A 20403-nucleotide genomic window follows, 5' to 3' on the forward strand; every position below is an offset into this window, starting at 1 on the left:
ACCTGTTCCTGTTCTAAGGTTTGCCCGTCCTGCCCCGCAGCTTGTTGCGGTAGTCCGTCGGCGTCATATGCTCGAGCTTCTCGAATTGGGTGACAAAATAATCCGCATTGGCAAAGCCCACCTTCTCGGCAATCTCATACATGCGCAGGTCTGTCTGGCGGAGCAGCTGCTTCGCTTCGTTTACCCGCAGCCCGAGAAGGAAATCGTTGAAATAGATGCCATATGTCTTGCGGAACAGCTGCCCGAGATACACCGGGTTCATATAAAAGATTGAAGCGATTGATTTGAGATTCAGGTTCTCCCTGTAATTCGCTTCAATATATTTGCGGATCTTCTCGATGCCGCCCTTGGCCTGCTCCCCGCGAAGCCGGGAGATCAGCTCCGCCGCTTCCGCGGCAAATGCCGTCATCAGCTGCCTCAGTCCCTCCAGCCGGACATGCCTGCTCTGCCAGTCCAGCATAGCCGGCAGAGACTGCAGCTGGTTCTCATTCCCGTCCATCTTGCGGATGATGTTAATCACCCCGATCACGCAGCGGGTAATGGCATTGGTGACTGCATTTGGCGCAAATCGCTGCTCCCGGAACACCGCAAACAGCTTGTCAATCGATGCTGTATAAGCCTTCTTGTCATTCTCCTCCAGCTGCTCCAGCAGCGAGGCATACAGCTCCTGCGCCATGTCAAAATAATACAGCGGTGTCCCCCGGACATCGTCGATCATAATGATATCTCTGCCATCCTCGGCAAATTTATAGGACAGCGCCTCGTTGGCGCTCTGGTAAGACTCCTTCACATCCTGAAGCCGGTCCACCGTCTGGCCGACATACAAGGTCACAGCGGCATTCTTAACCTTGGACAATGCCCGCCTTAGCGACTGATACACCGGCATGGCTGACGGATCACCCTGCTCTGCGGCAAGCTTACGCAAATCCAGCAGCACGCCGTACATGCCGGGGCTCTGCTCGAACACCGGTATCCGGCTGTCTGACCGGTCCGCCAGCGGCTGCAGTGCGCATACCACGTCCTTCGCCGACCACTCCGGCGACCCCGGCGCCTCCTCCGGCGCTGCCGGGTGCAGCTCGGCGAGCACATAGACAAACCGGGACTCCTGAGGCAGCCCAATTGCGGACGCATACTGGCTTATATCACGCTCCTGGTAGGTTCCATGGAGAAGCGTCTCCATTATAGAGGCGGTTACGTGGTTGCCGCCGGCCAGTGTGGCGAGCTTGCGCATGCCCAGAACCCCGGCAAGCTTGCGCAGTGTGGCCGTGAGCTCCTCTTCATCAATGGGCTTCAGAATATAATCATTCACCCCGTAACGGAGCGCCTGCTGGGCATACTTGAAATCGTGGTAACCGCTTACAATAATAAAAGCCGGATTCAACTGCCGCTGGTTAATAACAGCCGCGATCAAGCCAAGACCATCCAGAACCGGCATCCGGATATCTGTCACCACGAGGTCCGGCTGGCATTCATCCATTAAGGCAAGCGCCTCTTCACCATTGTCCGCTTCGCCGCAAATATCATAGCCGAGCGCTTCCCAATCAATCAGATTCATCAGCCCTTTACGGACAAACATCTCGTCGTCAACCAGCAGTACTTTATACATGGCTTCTCCTCCCCTGCTCGCCTTCATTATAGAATATGTTCGCCTTGGGCACAGCACCAATAATTAGCTTACCCACGGCAAAGACCGCTGACCGGCATCCAGCCGGCAACGGTCTTAATCGTGCTCACCATGCAAAAGTCTTTAGTTGGCCAGATGAACAGCTCCGAATTTCGCTGTGCTCCGGTAGGAGTCACCTGTCTGATCGTTCCAGATCGTGACCGTATCCCGCTTGCCGTCGCCATCTTCATCATTGTTGACCTGAATATCGAAGCCGATCACCCGGCATGGCTTCGAGTCAGGCAGCTTGATCGCCGCTTCGACCACATAGCCGCCCTCTACGATCTTTACTGCCGACTGAATCAGTTCATCAGCGGCATTCCCGCCGAAGGTGCGGACGTTATGGAAGTTAATGCGGAACTGGCCGTCATCCGGCTCGTATTCGCTGCTTTTGCTGTTGTCCGCATCCAGGAAGATTTCAACCGAGTCCTGCTCATAAGCATTTGCGCTAGCATCACTGAGCAGGCGGTCATCGACCTTTGCCAGTACGTATAGGTAATTTTCATCCCACATGACCTTTACCTTCGCACTAGCGCCGCCTGTTCCCTGCACCTGGACATCCGTCGACAGCTCAGACGCTCTGCTCCATCCGCTGTCCTGGGCGCCGTCAATCACGGGCTTGCCCTTGACCGCCTTGTGGATCGATACAGCCTTAACCAGCTTAAGCTCGCCGAACCGGGATGTATCTGACTGCTGGCTTGCGGTCGTATCGCTCCAGGACACCTGAGCGCCGGTCGTATCCGCATCCGTAATGCGGATATCGAAGCCTTTAAGCCCGTTTTCCATCGCTGCGGTGATTGGAATAGAGGCTTCAAGCCGGTAGCCGCCGGAGCGCTCCTTCACATTGTAGGACACGCCGGAGACAGACTTCCTTGAGCGGTGCAGCGTGTAATGCTTGTCGTCCGCTTCATAAGCCGCCGTTCGGCCATTGTTATCATCGACGAACAGCTCGACCCGGTCGTTCGGGCTGCGCGTGCTGTCATTCACATCCACCAGAACATAGAGCCTCTTGGCATCCCATAACGTTTTGAATGAAGCGGTAACGGTCTCCGAGCTGAGGCGGACTGCCTTCTGGGCCTGCCAGAGCAGCTCCTCCTGCTGGTCTACCTTGGCGGTACCGAAGGCTGCATCATGGCTTTCGTAACGTGCAGGCAGCCTCGACGGATCTACTATCGCCCAGAACGCCGGCTTGGACTGCAGCTGCTCATCGAAGAGGAGCGGCAGGTCAAGACGCGCAATCGGAAAGTTTTTGAGCCATGTGTTGTCATCTGCCATGCCCCAGAAGACGACAGAGCTGATATAAGGCTTCAGCCGGATGAACGCCTGCATCAGCTCGCCGTACCGGTAGCCCTGCTGCAGCAGCACCTCCTCCGGAACCGTTTCGTATTTATCCGTATCGTTGCTGTAGACCGTCACATCAAGCTCGGTAATCTGATTGTCGAGGCCCAGCTTGCCGAACATCTCGATGGAATCGGTAATCTGCTTCAGTGATGGTGAATCAATGCGAATATGAGTCTGGTGGCCGACTCCGTCGACCGGAACACCATCCGCCAGCAGCTCCGTGACCAGATTGTACAAGTCCTGCGCCTTGCGCGGGGAATGTGTATTGTAATCATTGATGTACAGCAGCGTGCCCTCCGGCGCGTACTTGCGGGCGTAGCGGAACGCTTCCTTGATATAGTCCACTCCGCAGATCCGATACCACTTGCTGTCCCGCAGCCCGGCTGAATCCGAGATGACCTCATTAACAACATCATAAGCGTAAACGTCTGTGCCAAAATGCTCGACGACCGTCTTGATATGCGTCTCCATCCGCTTCAGCAGCAGCTCCTTGTTCGCCTGCCGCTTCACCGGATCGGTCTCGTCGACCATCTCCTTGCCTTCCAGGTCCCTGAAGAACCAGTCTGGCGTCTGGCTGTGCCACACCAGCGTATGGCCGCGGATTGACATGCCGTTCGCCTTAGCGAATTCTACAATTGCATCCGCACGCTCGAAGGTGAATATGCCTTCCTGCTTCTGCAGGTAATCCGGCTTCATCACATTGCCCGCTACGACGCTGTTGAAGTGCTTCTTCAGCAGCTCGCCATGCTGTCCCTCAAGCTCGAACGGCTCGACGGCCGCGCCAACTCCGTATTTGAACTGCCCCGCCAGCGCTTCATGCAGAGACGGGATATCCTGCTCAATGGCAACCGGCGGAATATAGGCTAGGGTGAAATCATCAAGGTAAAAGGACGGCGTGCCGCTTCCCGATTCTACGTAAACAGACAGGGAATCCACCGCGCTGCGCAGCTGATAATCGCCAGTCAGTCTCACCCACTCCCCTGAAGTTACGGGGGTATTGCCAACAACCGTATCATAGCTGTTCGTCCCCTGGTAGCCCCGCTGGATGCTGAGCCTGAGGTCGGCGGCACTCTCGCCTGGAGCAAGCTTCACCCATACCGACAGCTTGTATTTGCTCTGTTCATGCATCTTGCCAGTTACGCTGAGGCTTGGTCCCGAGTAGGTCTGTGTTCGTCCTGTTGTCAGCAGGCTGTACGTCCCGCTCTTCGCATCCGCATCTGTCACTGCGAGTGTTTCACTGCCCATGCGCGGCAACCAGCCCTGCGCGGTGTCATTCTCAAAATCCGTTGCAATGCCCGACTGGTCAGCTGGCGGCTGTACGACAGCACGAATGACCACATCGTCCACAAGAATGACTTCCTGCGCCTCCGAGCTCTCCACATAGAGCGTCAAGCCGTCCATAGGCGCACTATACGAGTAGGTGCCCCTCAGCTGCACCCAGCTGTTATCCGCAATGGAAGCCGAGACAATATTCGGGTAAGCGGTCGTCCCGCCCGCCGGGTCTTCCTGCATCGTCAGCTTCACTGTACTGGCTGCTGCGCCTGCCGCCTTCTCAGGAAGCTTGACGGAAGCGGATATCTCATAAGACGCTCCCGGTTGAAGCAGGCTCTTCACATTCAGACTTGGACCATTCCAGGCTGCCGTCCGTCCCGTCGTCTTCAGGCTGTATACACCAGAGACCGCGCTCTCGCTTGTGGCGCTAAGCGTCACGCCGCCGCGCGGGCTCCAGCCCTGTACCGTGCCGTCATCGAAGGTATAGGTGAACGCGTCCCCTTCCGCCGCCTTCACCTCTGAAGCCAGCTGTCCGCCCATCGGCAGCAGCAGACTCACGAGCAGCAGGCCCGCTGCCACAACCTGCAGCGTCTTGGATCTTAACATTACATAACCCCCTTCAAGAATGGAATGATGAGCGATCCCATACCATACCATTGCTTCCGCAAGGTACAGCCTGGCCTATGTGATTTGGAATCGCTTACATTTACAATTGTATGCGCTCCTGCTTGTCCTCCCTACCCTATAATCTTTATAATTTACTTTGAAGATTATAGGATTTTCGATACAGATTTACCGTGCTTTGAATGTTTAGACATACTGATACACTTTACTGTTGCGATATAGGAAGTTCATAACAGATGGATGTCTCGAAGATCGTGATATTGATACTTCCATAGCTGTCTATGGAAGAGTATGAGAAGAACCTGATTAAAGTTTCCGTGCTGGTACGATAAGTGGCGTAAAAAATCCACTTCATCCCTGTTGGGACGAAGTGGATCGTTGCGAAGGGAGTCATATGCCTGAGCTCCGGTCCCTTCATTACCCGCTGTCTCTCAAGAACATTAGTGTTACTCTTTCGCTTCACCTTTTTTAATGGAGTAGGAGCCAAAACGGTTGATCTCTTCAATCGCTTTTCGTCCGAAGGATTCGATTACAGCTGCTTCAGTCAAGATATTCTTATCGTTGATCTGCCCATTGTATTCTACAACCTTGCCATCCTTCACTACATACAACGTTTCCATTTGCATATCTCTCCTTTCGCATGGGTTATATCTATAGTACCCGATTTTGATGTCAGATTAAATAACATTCGAACCATCCCTGCCAATCAGGTTATGTTCACCTTTATCGCTGCTTGAGGCTGTTATATCTTCACATCGAATAGGCAGCCGGTCCCCATGACCGACTGCCTTCTATTCATGACCTGCCATATCTGGAGCCAGAGTTGCTACAGCTGAATGACACTGACCATATTACCATTAAGATCGGTAAGATCAAATCGCTTAGGCTCACCAGTTCTTATCTCAGAAACTTCCACTCCACTGCGCTCCAGCCTTGCCCTTACTTCCTCTACATCCTTGACGACGAAGTTAAACGGGGTGTATGTATCAATAGGCTGAAAATCCGGAATCTGAACTAAATGAAATCCGCAGTTGGGGGCTATTGCTAACCCGGCCATTCTCTCATTGCTCCAGCGCAAACCGAATCCGAACACCTCTTGGTACCATGCTAACGATTCCTGAAGATTACGCACCGGCAGAAAGACTGCATCAATACGGTCAACAAACTGCTGAGTTGCCTGTTCGCTCATTGGATAACCACCTTTATAGCAATTTACAGTAAAATACTACTATACCAGGTAATCTCTGTACATCTAGTTATTCCATTCGTATTGCAGTGACCGGCCTCTACTTAAGCGAGCAGTCTTCCATCAGCGGAAAGGCGCTATCTTTTGCGATTAAATAGCTCAGTTCATCTGCTGTCGGCTTACACTTACACGAATACTGCCTTCCAAAGTCGATCCGTCACTTGATGTTACGCTAACTATTCGCCGACCTCTGGCAGCCTCGGTATTCCTGATGACAGAACTAGAGTTGGCCGCCAATGTAAATTCCCCTTGAACATGATCAGCTTCATCTTTCAGTAGAATGTTATACGTAACATAACTGTCATTATTAATATAAATATTATACCAATCGTATGGATCGGATATCTCAAAAATTATACTTTGCGAACCAATCTCTGACGTTAAACCTTGATCTATTACAGCATGAGAGATTCTCGCAGGCTCCATACCGCTGCCTCGATCAACAGTAGACACAATTATAGATCGGTCAGATGTTTGTTCAGTCAAAATACCGGAAATCTCCCTGACAAGATTATGAGCAAAAGTAAGATATGCCGCAGTTACAAACAATGCCACAGCAGCAAACAACCCTGTTACCCTGAAACGCTTCCTCATCCTGTAATCCTCCTGTCATCTGAATCCGCTAATTGCATTTATCTGCATTTACAGCACCCTGCCACCATTGTAGTAAAAGAGGATGTAAATTCAATGTGAGTCGGTTACAGCGTATTAAGTAAATTGAAGCTGAAGAACTTCATGCCAGCTGCCGGGGACTATGGGCTGAAGGATGTTGAATTTGAAAATTTCATTAAGTTTCTTGAACGAAATGGCTATATCAAAGGAGCTCTCCGGGTCGAAGATGCCTATTCCCTAAGGCCGGCAAGGCTTACCGTTAAGGGGTTAATCCTCTTGGAAGAACATAGCGAGCTTGAACGTGAATATCCTGCAGAGAGAACGGGTTTAAACCATGGGTAGAGCTTGACAACATCCTATACAGCAACGGAGCCGAGGACCCAGACTAAAGGGCATCCACTAACGTTAAGACCTTGTAAATATGGAAATAGTTCACGCTCTATACCATTGCTCGCTAGTTGACGAGGCAGTGTATTAAATATACTATATTCAACATAACCAATAAAAGTATAGGGAGGTTTATTATGTAAATAGTTATCAACCTGTGTGCATAACGGCACCGGCAGAGCGCCACTCCATGGTCTTTTGGCGGTTATTTGCTGTGCAATGAAAGCAGATACTCTGATTTTACCGTTACCCTGATAACTCCATTCTCTAATCCATCATTCTCTGATATAACATAACTTTTCAATTATCTTCAGTAAATTTTATGTTCTTTCTTCGCACATTGATTGGAGGGGAATGCGTTGTCTAGTATATTTTCTACAGCCCCAATGGATACAGCTAGGGTATTCGAATTAACACCAGACGAGCAAAGTGATCTAACAAAGCTCCTGCATAAGCAATATCCCCGTTTATCCGCGGACTCGCGGTATCTTCATAAGCTCCGGGAACAGGAAGTCAAGCGTTCCCTGGAGACTAACGACTATCTGGTTCTTAGCGTTCAGCAGAGAATGCTGACACTTCAGTTCCCTCATTTGTTCCTCATCACCGACTCATCCGGCATGGTGCTTTACGTGAATGGGAGCGAACAAGTCGTGAAGAAAGCAGGGGGCTTTCAGATATGTACAGGTTCTTCTTTTGCTCTTGAGCATGCCGGACTAAATGCAGTATCGGCTTCCATTGAGCTGCACAGGCCATCAATCGTTTGCGGCGAGGAGCATTCTCTCAAAATCCTTAACGAGTGGAACAGCTGCTGTACTCCCATCGCTGGAAAGGACAGGGCAATTTCCGGCTTTCTAGTCGTATTTACGGATATGACATTTGACTGCAGCGTACTAATTAATCTTCTGGGTTACATATCTTCTGTTGTAGGGCATGACATTCTCGAAAAAACGGATGATGACATCAATCTGGATCAGCTACTAAACCCATTTCAGCTAACAAACCGTGAAAAGGAAGTCATGAGATATTGGTTTCTAGATTATGACTATAAGCAAATCGGCCAGCTGTTAAAAATGAGCCCGGCTACTGTAAAAGTGAACGTAACCAATGTCTATAACAAAATGAACGTGAACTCCAAGGCCTCCTTTATCTTAAAGGTGCTTGGGATCATCTGATCATACGAGTAACTTACTAGTATAAGATGATAAAGTATACCACATAGACTCCAATTGTAAAATACACCCAAGGTAATATTTTCTAATTACCTGCTATCTATTACTCTATAAGTGCAGCAACCATTAAAACCATTTTTCTAAGGAGTGAATTTTGTGTTGAATGAAAAGTTCAAGAAGGTAATCCTGGCAACTGTAGCATCCGCCGTAATTGCTGTTCCAATGACTTCGGCTGCTTCCGCGGCTACCATGACTACAAGTGCTACAGCTGTGGCAAAATCGATCTCCACCCCACAGAATGTTAACGCTCAAATCAAACTGAAAACTGTAGCCGCTATGATTCGTGCAGGCGGATGGGCGCTTGAAGTTGCATTGAAGCCTTTCAGTAAAAAGGCGGCTAATTATGTTCTTAAATATCGCACAAAAATCGCAAATGCTTTGGACAAGATGGAAGACTGGAGCAAATCTAAGTTTGTCAGCCTGCTGACGAAAGCCGGTGTACCGAAGGACGTCGCTGAATCCATTGCAGATGTAGTCGTATTCCTTGTACTTTAATTCCATCCAAGGACCGTCGTTGGCTGTTTATTCAGCCTGCGGCGGTTTTTGGCGCTGCATACATATCTTAACATCATTGATGGAGGTGCCTGTTGTTGGGCAAGGGTCGCTTCAAGGAAAACATCAACTTACTGGTAGTCCTGGCCGGAATCATTCTCATTCTAATTGCTGTGCTTGTGTTTTCTGTCTATTCACTCCAGGTTTTTGATTTTATAAAGATTCGTATCACTTCAATAGGTTCATTGGTTGCTTTTATCGCTTTATTATTTCTGGGATTAGGAATCCTGGGTATTATCGGTACCTTTCTTAGCACGCTGAGAAAACACTTATTTAAAGACCGCTTCAAGTTAGCCGTTATAACGGTACAGGAAATCGTGCTGATTGCTATTTTTGGCGTCATTATTTATACGATTGACCTTTGGATCGACGGTGTGGTAATTGAAAATGTTCAAACCGAAATATTACTCGCTCTATTCTTATATGGACTCATCTCTCTAATCGGCAAAATGGGAGAGCAAATAAAAAAACAAGACGAAGCAAAGAAAGAGAAGGACTTATGAACTGGAACAGATACTGGATTTGGTTATGCACCGTAAGCTTATTGGTATGCACGCTTTTCCCTTCAGCCGTCCATGGGGTGGAATTAACCGAACCCGTTCTCCTCTCCTCCGCAAAAAATGATGAAGCGATTGCGGGTCAATGGCTGGTCTCTTATCACGCTCCTCCCGGAATACAAGCTTCAGAAGAGGGCTTCCGCTCGATGGCCTCGGTCCCTGCTCACATCGAGCTGATTGAGGTCCAGCCGGGAGAGGAAGCACGTATGGCAGAAGAGTTGGAAAATAATCCGTCCGTCGCTTATGTAGAACCTAACTATCAATACCGGGCAGCTGCTGATATCACTTCCGTGTCAGACCAGGATCCGCTGATCGATGATCAGTGGGGTCTTAGGGCCGTACAAGCCCAGGAAGCCTGGGACCAGATGAAGCCGATTAACGTACACGAAACGGAGCCTGTTATCGTTGCCGTCCTTGATTCGGGTATTGAGACAACTCATCCTGATCTGCAGGGACGTTTTCTCCCCGGTTACAATGCGATTGAGGATTCGAATAATATTGAAGATGACTTTGGACATGGAACAGCCGTATCCGGTATTATTAACGCTGTTTATTCGAACAATCTGGGCATAGCAGGTATTGCTGGCCGATACCCTGTGCAGGTTCTCCCAATTAAAGTGCTCGACGAGACTGGCAGCGGATCGACCTACACGGTCATTAAAGGGATTGAGAAGGCTGTTGAATCCGGAGCCGATGTCATTAATTTAAGTTTTAGCGGCAGCGGCAACAGTTATTTACTCCAGGAAACCATCCGGCAAGCTGTCGGGCGAGGCATCGTCGTCGTAGCTGCCGCCGGAAATCATGCCGATCATACCTCCGGGTACTATCCGGCGATGTATCCCGAGACAATTGCCGTCTCAGCCATTAATGAAGCTGGAGAATTCGCGTCGTTCAGCAACTATGGGACGCCGATTGACATAGCTGCTCCTGGTGAACGGATTTTGACAACGACACTGGAAGGAAACTATGAATACCATGACGGGACCTCCCTTGCTGCGCCCTATGTTGCCGGTGCAGCAGCCTTGTTAAAGCTCACTCGCCCAGAATGGAGCGGACAGGAGATCCGCAGCGCTCTTGAACATTCCGCCAAGGACCTCGGCTCTGAAGGATTTGACGTTTACTTCGGACATGGGCTTCTTCAAATTCAATCAGCGCTGTCGCCTACAGGGAAGCCCGGCAGAACTTCAGGCTTGCAGCTGCTAAAGCCTAATCGTTTAGAGCAAGTGAAAGGAAAAGTGGATGTTGAAGTACGACTCCCGGAAGGAATCTCCCATCTGTCCATCATCGATGCACAGGGACTTCCGGTAACCCCAGATAATTTGCAGGTACGTATACCCGGGGGAATTGCTGCCTTTTCATTGAATACGGAGCATTTGGCTGACGGCATACATGCATGGACGATCCAGGCATTCAGCGATACGGGTGAACCCGTCGGGGAGAGTCTTGAACTGCGTCTTCTTGTCAGCAATACAATACCATCAGGAGTCCCGGTAACCGTATTGGATACGAATCAGAAGCCGGTGCACGGGGCTATAGTCCACTTAATGAGACTATCCAAGGAAATCACGGCTGAAGAGCCATTCGATACAATATTTCGTGCGTATACGAACGACCAAGGCTTAGCCTTCTTCCCGAGACCGCTCCTGCTGTCCAACGAGAACTATATGGTCAAGGTTTCGTTCACGGATGACAGAACCGGGCTCGAATATACGGCTGTTCAGGAAATCGGAGTGGAGAAGCCCTCTCTTCTGCTCGATTTCCACAGACAATATGAAGTGGACTTTGCAACCACCGGAAAACTCCCTTCATCCGTTCAGCCTGCTGAGGCTCAAGTGCTCTACACGGTCGTCCCAACCGTTCACCATCAGGAGTTATGGGATATGGCAGTACGGCTGGAGCCAGCTATGGAGACCAACAAGGTGAATACCGTGCTCCCTGCCGGAACCTACTCCGCCTATGCCGTATACCATTCCCCCGAGGGCAGTTATATAGGAAAAAGGGAACTAGACCTGAGAGCCGAAAACATGGAGGATCAACCAAAGGAGATACAGTTTGTATTAGATCACGCCTTGAATATGGCGTACAGCTTACCTGGCTGGTCGCATAAGGCAAACCTGTATCTGGAACCCGGGATTAGCGGTCTAGAAGACCCGCTTGCCCTTCAAGAAGGTAAGCCGCTGTGGCTTGACAGCTACTCAACCGCACCGCATACCATTGAATTAATCCAGCTTGCGGAGGAATCAGAATGGGAGTATCTGCTTTCTTCGAAAGAGCCGCTTCTCCAGGCAGGGGTAGATCCCCTCAATCTGCCCGAGCACGCTGTGCTGGCGAGAGAAGGCGGGTCAACTAAAACCAGCCGTCTTACGCTTCGCCCCGGCGAGACAATCGACACCAAGTACTCCTTAACGCTCGGCGACTCATTGTCCATAGACCAGATTCTGAAAGATGGCGAACCGGTGAATCCTGCTGCCGTACTGGTGGACCGGAAGGGGCGGGAGATATCTCGCACGGACATATATGACTCGTCTTGGACAGTGCCGGATCATATTCCGAAGGGGAATTATTCCTTGTTCGTGGATGCCTCCGGGCTGCCGCTTCCGTTCTCCGGGTCAAGCCGGGTGAAGCTGTATGATGTTCGTATAAAGGACGGCATGGATACAACCGTTACTATCATTTCGCATGACAGCCAATACAGCTTACTCTGCGAATTAATCGTTGCGGATCCCAAGACAGGCAAGGAATTATTTTCCGAGATGATGTTTTATGAAAAGGAGGCAAGCTTCGAAGTGCCGGGGCTTTCGCCAAACAGCAGCTACCTGCTGAAAATCCGCGGATTGACGAGCGACCAGACTCCTTTTTATACGGAGATGATGGTTAAAGCAGGAACCGAGGACAGCCTATCGATCGACTTAGCGTCGGAGCAGTCGGGACTTCGCTTGGTTTCATACGCCCTGCAGGCCGGCCAATTCTTCGACTTGTCCAAAAATGGCGTAAATGTCGCTTCCACCTCAGCAGAACAGGACCACACATTCTCGGCTTGGGTGGGCAAAGGAAGCTATACGATGACGCTGGTTCAGAAGAACAGCGAGAAGCCTTACTATTTCAAGAGAGACATTAGCATAAATCAGAATACAACTGAGTTAAATACTGATCCCGACTACTCCTCCATGCTTATGGTAGGGTGGCAATCCCCTTTCCGTAACGCAGATGATCAGATTGGAATCAAGGATAAGCAGAATCCGGTACTCAGCGACCATATCCTCTTTCCATTAAATCAGGAGCAACAGCTGTACGTCAGTCCGGGGGATTATGATTTTGAACTCCTGGATATCGAATCTGCCGGCCAGGTTAAGATCGCCCATGTCCTTCAAGCCAAACCCAAGCTGTCTGGCAGGAAAATGATTTTCCAATCTGACCAGCGTTATACGGCATGCTTGTGCACTCAAGGCAGCAGCTTACAAGAAGTACGGGGGGCTGTGAAGGTGACCGACAGATTCGGCAATCGGCTTATAAATTTGGTCCAGCTCACCTATGAGGACTGGAATGCAATAAGAAGCACAGCTATGCCGACTGTCGATCCGTTGGACCGCTCTAAAGGACAATCAGCCGAAGATCCACAGATGGCCGCCTTCCGTAAAATCGGGGAACAGTCCATTCACCCAACTCTACGGCTTTGGCATCAGGACCAGCTTGTTGCTGAGCAGCAAGGGACATGGGGAGAATTTGTGCTTAAGCTCCCTAAAGGATTAAAGAAAGGTAAGTATACTCTTGTCTGGGAAGTACAAGAGGCAGTGTCATTGACCGCCGAGCGAAAGATCAGGCTGAACGGTCATTAAGCTGTGCGATGAGCATCTGTGCTGCAGGAGAGTCCCCGGTGGGGACTCTCCTCTCTTCATTTATCCACTTCACTGCTCGTATAGATTGACTCTCGGATATTCTGCAAGTTTATTATCTGTACTCTAATGCCGTGCCCGGTACACCAAATAAGCCGGGATATTGAAGAGTGAGATCGCGATGATCCAGAAAGCGCCCAGTTTACGAGTCCGATAGGCCTGCACGACCGCCCAGATTGCAAAAAGCACCCAGTAAATAACCAGACATACCATTATGCTGTTGATCCATGCGAGTTGATAATGTTCATAACTAATTCGTACATCCCATATGCCGTCACTCACGGCCTCACCCGCAGTGGCATTCCAATACATCACATGGCTAAACGGCTCTCGGTATAGCAAATCAGCATCTGCTGGGTTTGAGTTCGCTAGCGAGATTTCCAGGGATTTAATCTGCGGAGCGGCGTCTGCAATTTTGACCAACTCCCGCTTACTCTCCTCACTAATCTCCGGTCCAACACTCAGCACCTCCAGGGCTTGCTGCTTAACATGCTCGCGCTCGCCCGTCAGCTGATATTCGTTATAAGCAAACAAACATCCTAGCAAAATACCCAGGGTCGCGAAAACAATGGCCGCTCGCAGCACATTCACAGCAAACATACGCGGGATTTGAAAATATTCAGCTACCTGCCCTCTTATCATGCGCTCATCACCAAAACGCTCTACGGCGATCTTGACCGCCTCTTCTTCCGTGTTCCCATCAGCCATTAACTCCTGGGCGGCTTGCAGCAGATGTGCTCTCATTTCTTCTTTCAACTCTTCTGCTTCCGTTCCATCAAGGTTGGCATACACAGAATCAACATACTCATCAATCTGTTTCATTCGGCTCATTCTCCCTTTCCAAAAAAGAATCCATCATTTTTTTCATGAATTGCCACTCTTCATACTTACGGTCTAACTCTTCCTCGCCCAGCGGCGTCAGTCTATAATACTTCCGCCTTCCCCCAGGGCCCTGCTCTTCCCCCCAATAAGACTCAACCCATTTGTTCTGCTCGAGTCTCTTTAACGACAAGTACAGCGTGCCTTCTTTGAGCTCAAACGTATTGCCGCTTTTCTCCCGGACTGTCTTAGCTAGATCGTATCCATACATATCCCGGCTATAGAGCAATGATAGGATCAGCGTATCAATATGGCCTTTTAGAACCTCTTTATTAATATCCAAGTCATTCACCTCTGGTATAAGTATAATTATAAATACTCTATAATACAAGGTATTACTATAGTGCGTTAAATTTCCTTATAACCTTTGCTGACTACAGCCCGCATATATGCTCTATACGGCCGCCTGCTGCTTCCTCTCCATCTGGCATAATGCGGAATAGGGAATAAGTTGAAACACGTCATGCTCCCGCGGGATGAAAGACAAGAAGAGTCCGTGCCAGTCTGGTAACTGGGCGGACTCTTCTCGTGCCTATCAAACAGCCTTGTTATGCCTACGGGCGGCTTTGTTGCGCCTATCAGGCAGCCTTCATGGCCGGGTTCATGCAACTGGTGTTTTGTGAGTCGTGTCTGTTTCCAGAGCCGGGCTATGCATAGGAAAAAGATGCATAATCGCAGGAATTTCGTCCAAGCTAGCCCTCCTTTACCCTACCCTCCTCCTCAGCCCTTCTCTATCACAATCAGACACGTGCTGTCCGGGAGCGCTGTTTCGTTCCCTGCTTCATCCAGGAACCGCACCTTGCTGCGAAGCGCCTCCGTGTAGCCATCCTGCAGGAAGTGGCGCAGCTCTATAATCTGCGCAGTTTTCCCCCAGCGTCTCCCGAATCACTTCTGCGTACTGCGCAGGTGTAAAATACCCGAACTGCTCCTGTACTTCATGTATATACGACTCCTCGCCCCACGTGTAGGTGTACAGGAACTCCATCGCATCGTTGACCTTCATCTTGACGGACCGGTCTCCTACCCGCTCATAGCTCACAACCCTGCCTTGAAAATCCCTGCAGTAGCTGTCCAGCATCTCCTGACCTGCGCGATCCAGAAACTCGATGATCCGTACTTGATCCTCAGGCTCGGTCATAATGCCATCCCGGATAATGATCCGGCCTCCCCTTGGCAGGATCGAATATGCACTGCGCAGCGCGGCCTTCACCGTCTCCCTATTAAACCGTTTCCCTTCATAGGGCACATACGAATACAGCTCATGCAGCACGCTGCTGAACAGGACCGTGTCCACCTCGCCCTCCTGGAAGTACTCTTCCAGATGCAGGGCATTCCCCTTCTTCACGTTCCATTTCCGGTTCTCGACAACCCTGCGCTTATTCAGAATATCAATGACATTCTCCGACAGGTCAATCCCCCAAATTTGCTCATACGGATACAGCTCCTCTACCAGATCGAGCATGACACCGCCGCCCGGACCAACATCAAGGACAGTCCCGCCCACAATATAGTCAATCATCACACGCTTGAAATCGGAGGAGCCATTCATGTGGCTGATGTATTTCTCTTCATTATGGAACCGGTCAAATTCATCCCGCCGCAGCCCAAAATAATCATAGAGCATCAGAATGGCCCGCTCATAAAGCACATCCGAGTTTTCCGCCGCCACGCAAAAATCAATCAGCTTCTCCGCCACCGGGTTGAAAGCAAAGGTCACAAAGCAGGTGTCCGGCAGGCCGTCCTCCCGCGTGATCTTCAGCTCCACATGCTTGCCCGGCGCAATCGTTCCGGCGTTTACCGCTTCGAAGGTCATGCCGGAGAGATATTTTTCAATAATGCGCTTCTTGTACAGGTTGATCTTCTTCGTCCCCTGGTGCTCATAATAGAGCATGTTCATCAGCGGCTCGAACACCATATGCTTGGCGGCATCAGGTTGATTCAGCACACAGCTGATGATTTTCAGGAACTCCTCCAAGGAAAAATCGCCCAATGCGCTCTCGACAAACCAGACGGTCCTGCCCTCGATTTTCTGAAGCGATGCCTGCAGGCCCTCATGGCCTTCACACAGTTCGCTGAACCGCTGGTCGAACGGCTCGCCATTATGAATCGACAGTTTGCGAAGTGCCCGGTAGCGGTCCATCAGGTCCCCCGCCCTGTCATCCTGTCCATGTACCAGCTGCTTGATCACTGCCTTCACTTCTGCGCGGTTCACTTCCCACAGCTCTGGAGATACACCCGTCAAGATGCAGTCGTTAAGCACGTTCAGCACATCCGCCAGCTCATCCTCCGTGAGCAATCCGGAATCCATAAGCTTCCGCACACTGCGGCTTTCGCTCAGCTCCACCTCACCCCGCAGATACTGCCCGATTAATCCGTGCGTGTGGATAAGCTCACGGACTACAGTGCCGAAGGCATCCAGCGGTGAATAATGACTGGCATAGATTTGAGCCGAGCCGATATTATGTACGAAGAGATTGAAGCCAGCCTTCAGCCATTCAGTCCGCCGTGCAATCGTCCCGCCCTTGGCTGCCTCCGACCATATCAACACCTCTGCGACCAGGTCCTTCAGCCAATACGAGCAAGATAATTCATTTAATCTTCTAAGTGTTCGTTCTACATAATCCAATGTAGGATTGCTGTTCTCCAGCTCCTTGAAGGAAACGAATCGTTCCGCGTTCACAAGCTTTATTTCGGCCTCCGCCAAATACCCAAGCGCCGGATATTCGTTGTAATCGACTGGTGCGCCTGCTTTGTATGCGTTAATTGCCGCTATATAGTCTTTACTCATCGCTGCCTGCCTCGCTATTCTTCAATAATCGTGATTTGGTAATATACAAGTATACCACGCTCTATTTGCCGGACACTGCCAGAAATCGCTGCATGCAGAGTGGGCATGAGCTGCCTTATGGATAACATTCCTCGCAATAGTTAAAGGGATAACTTAGCAAATAGACGCTTGCTCCAATTAGCAACAGACATATCGCAAACCACAGATAACGATTAATCTTATAGGGTATGAGCAGAAAGTACGATAATACGTAGGCAGACATGACAACACAGCCTCCGAGCACACTAGCAAGCGGAGGTTTCCAGTAAAAACCTGCAACCAGTACAGATACAATACCAAATACCTGCAAAGAGAAAGCAGCATAAGCAAGCGTGATTAGAGAAAACGTTATGATTTTCTTTTTAGCCTCTGGGCTCACTCACTTACCTCCCAAAATAAAGCAGCATGAAAAAGAGTGCCCTTCCGCCAGCAAGCATCAGATTAATGCTCCTCGGTGATGGACACTCTCTATTATAATCTTGCGTTAAACGCCCGAATAGGCCATGAACCCGCCATCCACCGGTACGGTGATACCGGTCACGAAGCCGGACATGCTGTCATCGGCCAGCCAGATCAGCGTGCCCAGCAGGTCCTCCGGTTTGCCGAACCGGCGCATCGGGGTGTGGGTAATGATTTTGTGCGAGCGCTCGGTCAGGCTGCCGTCCTCGTTCGTCAGCAGCCTGCGGTTTTGCTCCGTCAGGAAGAACCCCGGCGCAATCGCATTCACCCGAATGCCTGCATCCGCCATATGCACCGCCAGCCACTGTGTAAAATTGTTCACCGCCGCCTTCGCCGCGCTGTAAGCGGGTACCTTCGTCATCGGGCTCGGCGCGCTCATCGAGGAGATGTTAATGACCGTGGCCCCCGGCTTCTCCAGCATCTGCTTGGCGAAAGCCTGCGTCGGAATCAGCGTGCCGAGGAAATTCAGATTGAACACATAGCCGAAGCCTTCGGTGGTCAGATCGAAGAACGTCTTCAGCTCTTTGCGCTCCAGGTCGCCCAGCTGGAGGGTCTCTTTCGTCGTGCTGCCGTCCGGGTGGTTTCCGCCTGCGCCGTTGATCAGGATATCGCAGCCGCCAAGCTGCTCCGCTACCTGTGCTGCGGCTTCGCTCACACTCTCGCTGCTCAGCACATCACAGCTAAGCGCCACCGCCTCGCCGCCGTCTGCGTGGATCTGCTTCGCGATCAGCTCGCCCTTCTCCACCGTGCGGTTCAGGATCGCCACCTTCACACCATGCCGTCCCAGCTCACGGGCCATGGCCGAGCAGAGCACGCCGCTGCCTCCTGTCACAACCGCCACTTTGCCTGCCAGGTTGGCATGCACCGGAATCGAGGCAGGCTCAGCCAAGCTGCCGGCATCCCTAGCACTTTCTACAGCCCCTCCGCTTGCCAGTCCGCCCAGCATGTCACGCTTCGTCATCCGTTCATCCGCTCCTTCTTCGCCCGTTCAGCGGCATCCCAGACGCCCCACAGGTACATGATGCCGAGCGCACGGTCATAGAGACCGTAGCCCGGGCGGCATTTCTCGTCCCAGATGTGTCTACCGTGATCCGGCCGCGCATAGCCTGTAAAGCCGATGTCGCTGTACGCGCGCACCACTTCGACCGTATCGACCGAACCATCGCTAGCCCGGTGCGAGGTCTCCACGAAATCCCCATTCTCATACACCTTCACATTGCGGATATGGGCAAAGGGAATCCGGTCCGCAAACTCCCGCACCATCGCCGGAATGTCATTCGCGGGGTTCGCCCCAAGCGAACCGCTGCACAGCGTCACGCAGTTGTACGGGCTGTCGACCAGATTCAGCAGCCTGCGGATGCTGTCCTGGCCCGTCATGATGCGGGGCAGGCCAAACACCGGCCAAGGCGGATCATCCGGATGGATCGCCATCTTGACATCATGCTCGGCAGCTGCAGGTACGACGCGCTCCAGAAAATACTGCAGGTTGCCCCACAGATCCTCTTCGGTCACGTTCTTGTAGGCCTCGAACAGCACGGACAGCTGCGCGAGCCGCTCCGGCTCCCAGCCCGGCATCGTCAGATCGGGCTTCACCGCGATTTTCCGCACGAGCTCATGAGGGTCCATGCTGTCGATCGCCGCCTTCTCATAGAAGAGCGCCGTCGAGCCGTCCTCCAGCTCCTTGTACAGATTCGTCCGCGTCCAGTCGAAGACCGGCATGAAGTTGTAGCAGATCGTCTTGACGCCAACCTTGGCCAGCTTCTCAATCGTGCGGATATAATTCTCGATATACAGGTCCCGCGTAGGCAGTCCCAGCTTGATATCCTCATGCACGTTAACGCTTTCAACAACCTCCAGGTGAAGCCCGTAAGCATCCGAGAGCTCCTTGTAGGCCATGATTTTGTCCATCGGCCATTCCTCGCCCGGCATCATGTCATGCAGCGCCCACACGATGCCCTCCACGCCGGGAATCTGCTTAATCTGCTCCAGCGTCACGGTATCATTGCCTTTGCCGTACCATCTGAACACCATCCGCATGAATCCGTCTCTCCCCTTCCTAATCGGTAAAAAAATCCGGCAGCTTGCTGCGCAGCTGCGGTATTTCATGCTCCAGGCTCCCGAGATGCTGCTCCATCAGTATGCCTGTCTGGTCGGCTCTGCCCTGCGCCACTGCCTCCAGCAGCGCTTCATGCTCCTTTACCACGCGGTCCATTGTCGCAAACTCCCGCATCGCCAGGCAGCGCAGCCGATTCAGGTGCCCGCGCATCTGGTAGATAACCTGCAGCAGCGTCGTGTTGCCTGTCACCTCGATGATCCGCTGATGAAACGCTTCGTCCAGCTGCAGGAACCGCACGGCGTCCTGTGCTGCAGCCGCTTCCCGCTGCTCGGCAATCAACTGCCCGGCCGCTGCCTGCACCCCCGCATGACGCTGCGGGTCCCACAGGCTTGCCGCCAGGCGGAACGCGCCCAGTTCCAGCTGCTCCCGAATGAACCGCGCTTCACTTACCTTGCGTACCGAAATGCGGGCAATTCGTGTGCCTCGCTGCGGCAGCACCTCGAGCAGCTGCTCGCTGACGAGCAGGCGGATTGCTTCACGGATCGGCGTGCGGCTCACCTGCAGCGCTTCGGCCAGCTCATTTTCATACATCATGCTCCCAGGCAGCATCTGCAGCGTTACAATCTGCTCGCGGATCGCATAATACACCTGATCCCCCAGCGACCTGCGCTGCTGCAGCTGCTGCAGCGGTCCGAACGGCGGCATAGTCATGGCTGTTCGCCTCCTTATCACCCTTACTATACTTGTATCCTTGTATACAAGTCAATCTGCTTCATTAGACACATGGCTATATTCTGAACGATACC

The 20403-nt window shown here is 51.5% G+C and carries 16 protein-coding genes; 5 read left to right on the forward strand and 11 right to left on the reverse strand.

Going from position 1 to position 20403, the window contains the following annotated elements; translation table 11 throughout:
* Window positions 1–13 precede the first annotated feature (13 nt).
* From L1N82_RS19150 to L1N82_RS19170, 5 genes are all read right to left on the reverse strand, one after another.
* Window positions 14–1606, reverse strand: coding sequence for a response regulator transcription factor (locus L1N82_RS19150; protein WP_235289069.1), 1593 nt, complete (start codon window positions 1604–1606; stop codon window positions 14–16).
* 141 nt (window positions 1607–1747) lie between these two features.
* Entirely contained in the window at window positions 1748–4882 is a 3135-nt protein-coding gene (locus tag L1N82_RS19155) for an endo-1,4-beta-xylanase (RefSeq protein ID WP_235289070.1), read from the reverse strand.
* Window positions 4883–5346: 464 nt separating this feature from the next.
* The gene (locus tag L1N82_RS19160) at window positions 5347–5520 is read right to left on the reverse strand and encodes a hypothetical protein (protein WP_235289071.1); all 174 of its coding nucleotides are present in this window, start codon (window positions 5518–5520) and stop codon (window positions 5347–5349) included.
* A 206-nt stretch (window positions 5521–5726) separates the two neighbouring features.
* Window positions 5727–6089 (reverse strand): VOC family protein, encoded by a 363-nt coding sequence (locus L1N82_RS19165; RefSeq protein WP_235289072.1) that lies wholly within the window; start codon window positions 6087–6089, stop codon window positions 5727–5729.
* Between the two features lie 156 nt (window positions 6090–6245).
* The gene (locus L1N82_RS19170) at window positions 6246–6740 is read right to left on the reverse strand and encodes a hypothetical protein (RefSeq protein ID WP_235289073.1); all 495 of its coding nucleotides are present in this window, start codon (window positions 6738–6740) and stop codon (window positions 6246–6248) included.
* 123 nt (window positions 6741–6863) lie between these two features.
* On the opposite strand from L1N82_RS19170, the gene L1N82_RS19175 reads away from it, so the two are divergent.
* The 5 genes from L1N82_RS19175 (at window position 6864) to L1N82_RS19195 (ending at window position 13319) form a co-directional block, all read left to right on the forward strand.
* On the forward strand, window positions 6864–7100 hold the full coding sequence (locus L1N82_RS19175; protein ID WP_235289074.1) for a hypothetical protein: 237 nt from the start codon (window positions 6864–6866) through the stop codon (window positions 7098–7100).
* Between the two features lie 404 nt (window positions 7101–7504).
* Entirely contained in the window at window positions 7505–8317 is an 813-nt protein-coding gene (locus tag L1N82_RS19180; RefSeq protein WP_235289075.1) for a helix-turn-helix transcriptional regulator, read from the forward strand.
* A gap of 156 nt (window positions 8318–8473) precedes the next feature.
* On the forward strand, window positions 8474–8869 hold the full coding sequence (locus tag L1N82_RS19185) for a hypothetical protein (protein WP_235289076.1): 396 nt from the start codon (window positions 8474–8476) through the stop codon (window positions 8867–8869).
* A gap of 95 nt (window positions 8870–8964) precedes the next feature.
* Window positions 8965–9429, forward strand: a complete 465-nt coding sequence (locus L1N82_RS19190; RefSeq protein ID WP_235289077.1) for a hypothetical protein — start codon at window positions 8965–8967, stop codon at window positions 9427–9429.
* Window positions 9426–13319 carry a S8 family serine peptidase gene (locus L1N82_RS19195; protein WP_235289078.1) on the forward strand — a complete coding sequence of 1298 codons (3894 nt, stop codon included), beginning with the start codon at window positions 9426–9428 and terminating at the stop codon, window positions 13317–13319. Before L1N82_RS19190 ends, L1N82_RS19195 begins: the two co-directional genes overlap by 4 nt.
* A gap of 123 nt (window positions 13320–13442) precedes the next feature.
* Here L1N82_RS19195 and L1N82_RS19200 read toward each other — a convergent pair whose 3' ends face one another.
* From L1N82_RS19200 to L1N82_RS19225, 6 genes are all read right to left on the reverse strand, one after another.
* Window positions 13443–14198 carry a permease prefix domain 1-containing protein gene (locus tag L1N82_RS19200; protein WP_235289079.1) on the reverse strand — a complete coding sequence of 252 codons (756 nt, stop codon included), beginning with the start codon at window positions 14196–14198 and terminating at the stop codon, window positions 13443–13445.
* On the reverse strand, window positions 14185–14538 hold the full coding sequence (locus L1N82_RS19205; protein WP_235289080.1) for a PadR family transcriptional regulator: 354 nt from the start codon (window positions 14536–14538) through the stop codon (window positions 14185–14187). Before L1N82_RS19205 ends, L1N82_RS19200 begins: the two co-directional genes overlap by 14 nt.
* Window positions 14539–15036: 498 nt before the next feature.
* Window positions 15037–17043: a class I SAM-dependent methyltransferase gene (locus L1N82_RS19210; RefSeq protein ID WP_235289081.1), complete on the reverse strand. Its 2007-nt coding sequence runs from the start codon at window positions 17041–17043 to the stop codon at window positions 15037–15039.
* Window positions 17044–17566: 523 nt separating this feature from the next.
* Window positions 17567–18502, reverse strand: a complete 936-nt coding sequence (locus tag L1N82_RS19215; RefSeq protein WP_235289082.1) for an SDR family oxidoreductase — start codon at window positions 18500–18502, stop codon at window positions 17567–17569.
* Complete coding sequence (gene uxuA, locus L1N82_RS19220; protein ID WP_235289083.1) at window positions 18499–19578, reverse strand: mannonate dehydratase; 1080 nt, start codon at window positions 19576–19578, stop codon at window positions 18499–18501. The genes L1N82_RS19215 and uxuA overlap by 4 nt, the downstream gene beginning before the upstream one ends.
* A gap of 19 nt (window positions 19579–19597) precedes the next feature.
* Complete coding sequence (locus tag L1N82_RS19225) at window positions 19598–20308, reverse strand: GntR family transcriptional regulator (protein ID WP_235289084.1); 711 nt, start codon at window positions 20306–20308, stop codon at window positions 19598–19600.
* Window positions 20309–20403: the final 95 nt, after the last annotated feature.

The sequence above is a fragment of the Paenibacillus tarimensis genome, from assembly GCF_021532315.1.
Lineage (GTDB): Bacteria > Bacillota > Bacilli > Paenibacillales > Paenibacillaceae > Paenibacillus_I > Paenibacillus_I tarimensis.

Excerpts from the sequence above, each read along its gene's own strand:
- L1N82_RS19150 (WP_235289069.1), bottom strand. The coding sequence starts at position 1,606 with ATGTATAAAGTACTGCTGGTTGACGACGAGATGTTTGTCCGTAAAGGG.
- L1N82_RS19155 (WP_235289070.1), bottom strand. The coding sequence starts at position 4,882 with ATGTTAAGATCCAAGACGCTGCAGGTTGTGGCAGCGGGCCTGCTGCTC.
- L1N82_RS19160 (WP_235289071.1), bottom strand. The coding sequence starts at position 5,520 with ATGGAAACGTTGTATGTAGTGAAGGATGGCAAGGTTGTAGAATACAAT.
- L1N82_RS19165 (WP_235289072.1), bottom strand. The coding sequence starts at position 6,089 with ATGAGCGAACAGGCAACTCAGCAGTTTGTTGACCGTATTGATGCAGTC.
- L1N82_RS19170 (WP_235289073.1), bottom strand. The coding sequence starts at position 6,740 with ATGAGGAAGCGTTTCAGGGTAACAGGGTTGTTTGCTGCTGTGGCATTG.
- L1N82_RS19195 (WP_235289078.1), top strand. The coding sequence starts at position 9,426 with ATGAACTGGAACAGATACTGGATTTGGTTATGCACCGTAAGCTTATTG.
- L1N82_RS19200 (WP_235289079.1), bottom strand. The coding sequence starts at position 14,198 with ATGAAACAGATTGATGAGTATGTTGATTCTGTGTATGCCAACCTTGAT.
- L1N82_RS19210 (WP_235289081.1), bottom strand. The coding sequence starts at position 17,043 with ATGAGTAAAGACTATATAGCGGCAATTAACGCATACAAAGCAGGCGCA.
- L1N82_RS19215 (WP_235289082.1), bottom strand. The coding sequence starts at position 18,502 with ATGACGAAGCGTGACATGCTGGGCGGACTGGCAAGCGGAGGGGCTGTA.
- uxuA (WP_235289083.1), bottom strand. The coding sequence starts at position 19,578 with ATGCGGATGGTGTTCAGATGGTACGGCAAAGGCAATGATACCGTGACG.
- L1N82_RS19225 (WP_235289084.1), bottom strand. The coding sequence starts at position 20,308 with ATGACTATGCCGCCGTTCGGACCGCTGCAGCAGCTGCAGCAGCGCAGG.